General features: G+C 70.7%; 4 protein-coding genes. 1 reads left to right on the top strand and 3 read right to left on the bottom strand.

Features of this window, described 5'->3' with window-relative positions; all coding sequences use genetic code 11:
* The coding region (locus BM290_RS46875) for a LamG domain-containing protein (RefSeq protein WP_342352066.1) at positions 1–1,532 on the bottom strand (1,532 nt) is incomplete at its 3' end.
* Positions 1,533–1,672: 140 nt separating this feature from the next.
* Positions 1,673–4,420: a transglycosylase domain-containing protein gene (locus tag BM290_RS46870; protein ID WP_093622501.1), complete on the bottom strand. Its 2,748-nt coding sequence runs from the start codon at positions 4,418–4,420 to the stop codon at positions 1,673–1,675.
* Positions 4,421–4,701: 281 nt separating this feature from the next.
* Between BM290_RS46870 and BM290_RS46865 the strand changes: the two genes are divergently transcribed.
* A complete protein-coding gene (locus BM290_RS46865; protein ID WP_177320203.1) occupies positions 4,702–6,906 on the top strand; it encodes a galactose oxidase-like domain-containing protein in 2,205 nt (734 codons plus the stop codon).
* A 19-nt stretch (positions 6,907–6,925) separates the two neighbouring features.
* Here the strand turns inward: BM290_RS46865 and BM290_RS46860 are convergent, their stop codons facing one another.
* Complete coding sequence (locus BM290_RS46860; RefSeq protein ID WP_143134232.1) at positions 6,926–7,117, bottom strand: hypothetical protein; 192 nt, start codon at positions 7,115–7,117, stop codon at positions 6,926–6,928.
* Positions 7,118–7,324 lie beyond the last annotated feature (207 nt).

Genomic DNA, 7,324 nt, shown 5'->3' with positions numbered 1-7,324 from the left:
TGGGACGCGTCCCAGTCGCCGTTGCCGTAGATCTTGAGGTCGGTGGCGATCTGGTAGAACTTGTCGCCCTCCGGCGAGCGGATGATGAACGGGTCGCGCAGGCCCTTCGTGCCGAGCGACGAGGTCAGCACCGGCTTGGCGTTGTTGACCTCGCGATACGACAGCGGGTCGTTCGCCCGGCTCACCGCGAGGTAGATCTGCTCGCCGTCGGCGGTGCCCTCACCGGTGAAGTAGCTGAACAGGTAACCGGCCTTGGCCCGCGCCGGGGGCAGCGGTGGGACCGTCGCGGTGAAGTCGCGGGTCGCGGTGGCCGTGCCGACGGTGACGGTGGCGGTCAGCGTGACCGTCCTCGCCGCCTGGCCGGTGGCGGGGCGGTGCACCACGCCGTCGGCCGCGATCGTCGCCGGGTCACTGGAGACCCAGCTCGCCTGCGCGGGCAGTGTCAGGTTTCCGCGCACGTCGCCGAGGTTGTGCACGACCAGCGCGTCGGCGGCCGCCCGCGCCGCCTGCTCGGCGGTGAGCTGTGGCCGGACGCTGATCGCGAAGGTCTTCGTGGCGGTCAGCGCGCCGCGGGTCAGGGTGGCGGTCAGCGTCGCCGTGGCATCCGGCTGACCGGCCTCCGGCCTGGTCACCACACCGGCCGAGGTGATCACCGCGGGGTCGCTGGTGGTCCAGGTGATGCGGGATCCGTACGGGGCGGAGGCCGGCAGGGTCAGGCCGGAGGTGACGCCGGTGGTGTCGCCGAGGTCCAGAGCGGCCCGATCGGCGGCGAGCTCGGTGGTGACGACCGGTTCGGCCAGGGTCCTCAGCTCGGACAGGCCGAGTGCTCTGTCGTACACCCGGAAGTCTTTGATCTTGCCGTTGAAGAGCCGGTCGCCGCTGTAGTTGGACTTGCCGATGTAGTTGGCAGTGGTCTTCCCGGCGCCGATCGCGCCCGGCTTGATGGTGATCGCGGTGTTCGTCGCGATCGGTGTGCCGTCCTCGTAGAGGGTCCCGGTGGTGCCGGTCTGCGTGTAGGCGATGTGTTTCCAGGTGCCGCGGTCGAGCGTCTTCGCCGGCGACGGCGCGGTGCTCTGCTCGGTGGCCCAGTTGCCGGTGGCGATCGCGGTCCGGAAGTTGTTGCCGGTGGTGAAGAGGTATCCGTCGCCGTAACCGGTGGAGCCGCTGGTGTTGCCGAATCCGTAGAGGAAGTACGGCGTGGCCTGCTGCGTGTCCATCCGGACGTCGAACGAGACCGAGATCGAGTCGAGCCCGGCGAGCACGTTGTCCGGCACCTTCACGTAGGTGCTCGACCCGTCGAAGGTCAGGCCGTCGCCACCGGCCCAGGACGCGGCGCCGGCGACCGTGCCGGTGCGGTTGTTGCCGGACGAGTCGGTGGCCAGCGCCCCGGACTTCTCGTCGAGCCTGTACCACAGCACCAGGCCGTCGGTGATCGCCGCGGCCTCCCCGGCGCGGGCGGGCGACGGCGCGGCCAAGGGGACCAGCAGGAGAGTCACGGCGGCCGTCGCCAGACTCCCGAAGGGTATGCGCATCTGGGGTTCCTTCGAGCGGGCAGAAGGGGGAGAGCACGGCGGACGGGAAGGACGATCCCGATCATCACCGTGGATGGAGCGAGTGTGAGCGTTCACACACTGTTGGTCAACTTAACTGTTAAGCCGCTCGATCTCTTCACTCACCAGCCCAGATGGCTCCGCGTCAGCGCCGCGATCCGTTCGACGGACTCGATACCCTCCTCCCGGGTACGGTGCCCGTGCGACAGCACCGACAGGGCGACGTCGGTCTTCTCCCCGTGGATCCGGCCGGTGGTGTTGACGATCCAGCGGTTGTCCTCGGTGGACCGTGCCATCCAGCCGTTCTTCTGCGCCGTCGACTCCCCCTCGAACGAGGCGGCGCTGACCCCCCACGTCTGATCGGCGTTCACCGAGCCCATGAGCTGCAGGATCGTCTCCTTGGAGTCCCCGGTCAGCGGGCCCGCGGCGCCGGTCAGCGCGGAGACCATCCGGATCTGGTCCTTCGCCGTGGTGGTGGTCAGGCCGAACCGCTTGTCCGGGTCGGTGTCGTCGAGGCCGAGCCGCTCCAGCGCCTGCCGGAACCCGTTCACGCCACCGATCGCGGCGTAGACCTGGACGGCCGCGTCGTTGTCACTGGCGACGATCATCTTGCGGACCCGCTTCTCCTCGGCGGCGGTCAGGTCACGGCCCTCGTCCTGAGCCTTCAGCAGCAGCGCGGCCAGTAGCGGCACCTTCACCACGCTGGCGGTCTCGAACTTTCGGCCGCCCCGGTAGTCGTACCGCTGACCGGTCCTGCGGTCGACGAGGGCCACCGAGAAGTCCAGGCCGGCGGCCGCCTGCTCGGCGAGGGCGTCGTCGAGCCGGGCCGCCCGCTGCCGCCACGTGCCGACCGCCAGCGACCGGTCGACCAGGTCGCCCTTGCGCGGGCCCGGGTAGATCAGGCCGGGCACCATCTTGACCTGGCCACCGATCGTCTCCAGGTCCCCGCTGTCGGGCCTTCCCACGTTCGCCGCCCGGGGCAGCGCGTCCACCGGACGGCCGGCGAGAGCGCCGGACAGGAAGTTCCGGAAGATCTGGTACGGCATGCCGTCGCCGTTGATCACCTTGCCGTCCCGGGTACGGATCGGGCCCGGCTTCTCCCGGCCCACCCACACGGCGGCGGCGAGACCGGAGGCCCACCCGGCGGTCCAGGCGTCGGAGGAGTCGGTCGTGTCGCCGTACTGCTGGGATCCGGTCTTCGCGGCGGCCTGGACCCCCGGCACCCGGCCCTCCTCGTCGACGACCTGCGACAACACCGCGCCGACGTCGGCCGCGACATCCTCGTCCAGCACCCGGTCCCGGTCCGCCTCGTGCCGGTGCAGGAGGGTGCCGCCGGCCGCGGTGACCGACTCGACGAAGTGGCGGTCGGTCCGGGCGCCACCGCCGGCCAGTGTGGCGTAGACGCTCGCCATGTCGGCCGGCGCGACCGCGTACCGGCCGATGGCGATGTCGGCGCGGGTCCGGCCGGGCGCCGGCTCGCCCTTCAGGTCGACCATGGTGGCCTGGTCGCCGTACTTGTCCGGCACGCCGAGACGCAGGGCGAGGTCGCGGATCCGGTGCGGCCCGATCTTCTCGGCCACCGCGTAGAACGGCGTGTTCAGCGAGTGCACCATCGCGACGTCCAGCGGGCACACCGGGCACTGCAGGTTGTCCTGGTTGTAGAGCGGGGCGCCGCCGCGGTCGGAGAACACCCGGGGCGAGGTGCCGTTGTAGTACGACCGGAAGCTGATCCCGCGCTCCTCGGCGGCCGCCAGGACCAGCGGTTTGAAGGTGGAGGCGGGGGGCCGGGCGGCCAGCGCGTCGTCGTAGAAGCCGCGGCCGCGGTCACCGCCGTAGTACGCGCGCACCCCGCCGTCGTGCGGGTCGATCGCCACCAGCGCGGTCCGCAGCTCCTTCGGCTGGCCGTCGAGGGCGGCGGTGATGCTCGTGGTCGCGGACCGCTGGGCGGTGGCGTCCAGCGTGGTGACGATGGTGAGGCCACCGGTACGGATCTGCTGACGGGTGAAACCGGCCGCGGCCAGCTCGTCCTCGACCCGGTCGGTGACCAGCCCGATCGGCCCGTCGATCGCGGCCGCGGTGACCGACTCCGGTGCGACCTGGGGGTACGGTGTCCGGTCGGCCGCCCCCTCCGGAAGCCAGCCGGCGTCGCTCATCGCCCGCAGGATCCACTTCCAGCGGTCCAGGGTCCACTCGGGGTCCTTCGCCGGGTCGCCGCGGGTCGGGTCCTTCACCATCGCGGCGAGCACCGCGCCCTGCTCCGTGGTCAGCCGGTCGACCGACACCCCGAAGAAGGCGTGTGCCGCCGCCTCGATGCCGTACGCCCCGCGTCCGAAGTAGATGGTGTTGAGATAGCGCTGGAGGATCTCGTCCTTGCCGTACCGGTCCTCGACCTTCAGCGCGAGCGCCGCCTCCCGGGCCTTGCGGCTGACCGTCCGCTCCTGGGTCAGGTACGCGTTGCGGACGTACTGCTGGGTGATCGTCGAGGCGCCCTCGCCGCTGTCGTCGACCACATTGGCCCAGAGCGCCCGAGCCAGGCCACGCACCGAGACGCCGTAGTGGTCGTAGAACCCGCGGTCCTCGGCGGCGAGGAACGCCTGCCGGACACCCCGCGGCACCCGGTCCAGGGTGACGTCGGTGCGGTCGGTCAGGCCGATGCGCGCGAGAACCGTCCGGCCGTCGCGGTAGTAGAGGACCGAGGCCTGCGGCGGCGCGGGGTCCGGCGGGAGGTCGACGCTCGCGACGTAGCCGACGGCGGCCACGGCCAGCACGGTCTGCACGACGAGGATCACCGCCACCGTCCGGCGAAGCCATCGGGGCAGGCCTTTCACCCATCGCCACCCCTGCCGTAGGGCCCCGGCGATCCGTGCCATGCGCTGCTCCCCTCCACGGGCCGACAAAGGCATCGACGCACATCTGCACGGAGGACGTTTCGGGCCCTGATTCGGTGCACGACCGACAGTGAAAGTGCTTTATGTCTCTTCTCGGCCTTTCGAGTAACCTGTGCGCCGAAACAAGGGCGTCACGACGATGCGGAAGCGACCCGTCGTTACGTAGGATCGACCGGCGTCGCATCGTGCACGCTGCAGGGATAGGGGCGGGAATGGTTCGTGGAGTGCCGCGTTACAGGCATCGGCTGATGGCGGGAGCCACCATGACAGCGGTCGTCGCCGGAGGATGGGGGCTGTCGACCGGCACCGCCCGGTCCGCCGAGCAGGACCACGCGGCCCACCAGGCGCTCGCCGCCGCCACGAGCGCCGCCCAGGTGACCGTCGGATCCGGCCGGGTCGCGCTGACCCAGCCCGCCGACCCCTTCCTCGGCAAGACCCTCCCCGCGGCGAACGCGCACCTGACCGGCATGTACTCGTCGCAGGTGGCCTGGCCGCTGGTCGGCATCCACATGGCGCTGCTGCCCAACGGGCACGTGGTCAGCTACGGGACCCCGCCGGGCGAGGCGAAGCAAGGCGGCTTCTCCTACGACGACTGGGACCCGGCCATCGGGGTCGGCGCCGCAGCGCACCGGCAGACGGCGTCGATGCACTCGTACGACGCGTTCTGCAACACGCTCGAGCGGCTGCCCGACGGCCGGCTGCTGATGGTCGGCGGCAACTCCACCACCGCGACCATGATCTACGACCCGGCGACCGGTCAGCAGACGATGGGCGCGCAACTCAACCGCCAGCGGTGGTACGCCTCCGTGCTCCGCCTGCCCGACGACCGGATGCTCACGCTCGGTGGCGGCAACTCCTACAACGTCGACGCGTTCCAGAAGCCGAACGACAACTCCGGCGTCGCCACCACCCCGGAGATCAGCACCGGCACCGGGGCGTGGACCAGGCTGACCGGCGCGGACAGCACCGTCGCGTTCGGCGCGCGGGACAACCGCTGGTGGTACCCGCGGGCCTACGTGGCGCCCGACGGCAAGGTCTTCGGCGTCTCCTACGACCAGATGTGGAAGCTCGACCCGTCCGGCGCCGGCAAGGTCACCTCGCTGGGCACGCTGCCGGCGCCGATCGGGGTCTCCGGATCGTCGGTGATGTATGCGCCGGGCAAGCTGCTGTTCGCCGGCGGCGGCCAGTACAACAACGGCAGCAACCAGGTCGCCACCAACCGGGCCACCGCCGTCGACATCAACGGCGCGACCCCGCGGACGGCCGAGACCAGTGCCATGCGGCTCGCGCGGAACTGGCTCAACCTGACCGTCCTGCCCAACGGCGAGGTGCTGGCCAACGGCGGCACCCGGGTCGGCACCCAGGGCGGTGCGGCCAACTCGGCGTACGGCTCGGAGATCTGGAACCCGGCCACCGGGAAGTGGCGGGACGCCGCCACGGCGCAGCGGATCCGCAGCTACCACTCCACAGCGGTGCTGATGCCCAGCGGCTCGGTGCTGACCGCGGCCGGTGGGGTGCCCGGCCCGGAGGACAACTTCAACGCCGAGGTCTTCTACCCGCCCTACCTGTTCACCAAGGGCGCCGACGGCCGGGTGCGCTGGGCGAACCGGCCGCAGATCACCGGCATCAGCGGCTCGCTGACCTACGGCGGCACGGTGTCGCTCGGGCTCGCCGACAGCCGCAAGCTGACGTCACTGTCGCTGATCCGGGCCACGAGCGTCACCCACTCGTACAACACCGACCAGCGCCGCGTGCCGCTGACCTTCAAGCAGAACGGCGCGACGGTCACCGCCACCATGCCGGCCAACGCCAACCTGCTGCCGCCCGGGTCGTACCTGCTCTCCGGCGTGGACGCCAACGGTGTGCCCACCCCGGCGCAGATGGTCACCGTCAAGCGGTCCGGCGCCGGCACCGTCACCGTGTACGAGAAGGACCGCACCGCCGCCGACTTCACCGGGCCGAGCACGAAGGTGCGGTTCCCGGCCACCGACGGCTACATCAAGGCCGGCGCGAGCCTCCGCGTCGAGGCCACCGACCCGCGCGGGGTCGCCGGCACCGAGCTGTGGATCAACGGCAAGCGGCAGCCGTCGCTGCGCTGGGACCCCACGGCGAAGGACGGCACGGCCACGATGACCGTCCGGGTCTACGACTCCCTGAACAACCTCACGCAGATCACCCGCAAGGTCGTCGTCGACAACCGCGAGCCGACGGTACGGATCACCGGCTGGCCGGCGAACAACAGCAAGCTGCGCAAGAAGGTGACCATCTCCGCCTCGGCGGCCGACAAGAACGGTGTCGCCCGGGTCGAACTCCTGGTCAACGGCAAGGTCGCCGCCGTCGACAGCAAGGCCGCCTACCGGCTCACGCTGAACCCGGCGAAATACGGCAAGAAATTCACCGTGCAACTCCGGGCGTACGACCGTGCCGGAAATGCCGTTAACAGCGCGAAGCGCACCTACCGCCGCTGAGTCCTGATCGGATCCGGTCCTACCGCGGGTAGGGCCGGATCCGCACTTTGAACTTCTTCTTGAACTTCTTCGGGTTGATCCCGGACGAACTGCTCGCCGCGGCCCGGTCCTTCGAGTCCTCACCAGCGGCGAGGGCGGCCGGGGCGCTGACGAGCGAGGCGGCCAGCACTCCCGCCACCACGAACCCGACGAGCCGGAGCATACGTGTCACAACGTCCTCCCATCGCCGCACAGCGGTGCCGATCATAGAACGGCACCGTTACGACGTCGACCCGGCCGTGGCCGGCGTTTCCGCCCGGCCACGGCCGTGAGCCGAGGAGACTAGCGGCGGTAGGTGCGCTTGGTCGTGAGCTTGCTGTTGCCCGCCCGGTCGTAGACGCGGAACTGGACGGTGAACTTCTTGCCGTACTTCTTCGGG

It is taken from the genome of Actinoplanes philippinensis, from assembly GCF_900113015.1.
GTDB lineage: Bacteria > Actinomycetota > Actinomycetes > Mycobacteriales > Micromonosporaceae > Actinoplanes > Actinoplanes philippinensis.
The sequence above is the reverse complement of the archived record's forward strand: the minus strand, read 5'-3'. Positions and strand labels throughout refer to the sequence as shown.

Bases quoted from the DNA above. Each gene is read 5' to 3' on its own strand.
- BM290_RS46865 (WP_177320203.1), top strand. From the start codon at position 4,702: ATGACAGCGGTCGTCGCCGGAGGATGGGGGCTGTCGACCGGCACCGCC.
- BM290_RS46870 (WP_093622501.1), bottom strand. From the start codon at position 4,420: ATGGCACGGATCGCCGGGGCCCTACGGCAGGGGTGGCGATGGGTGAAA.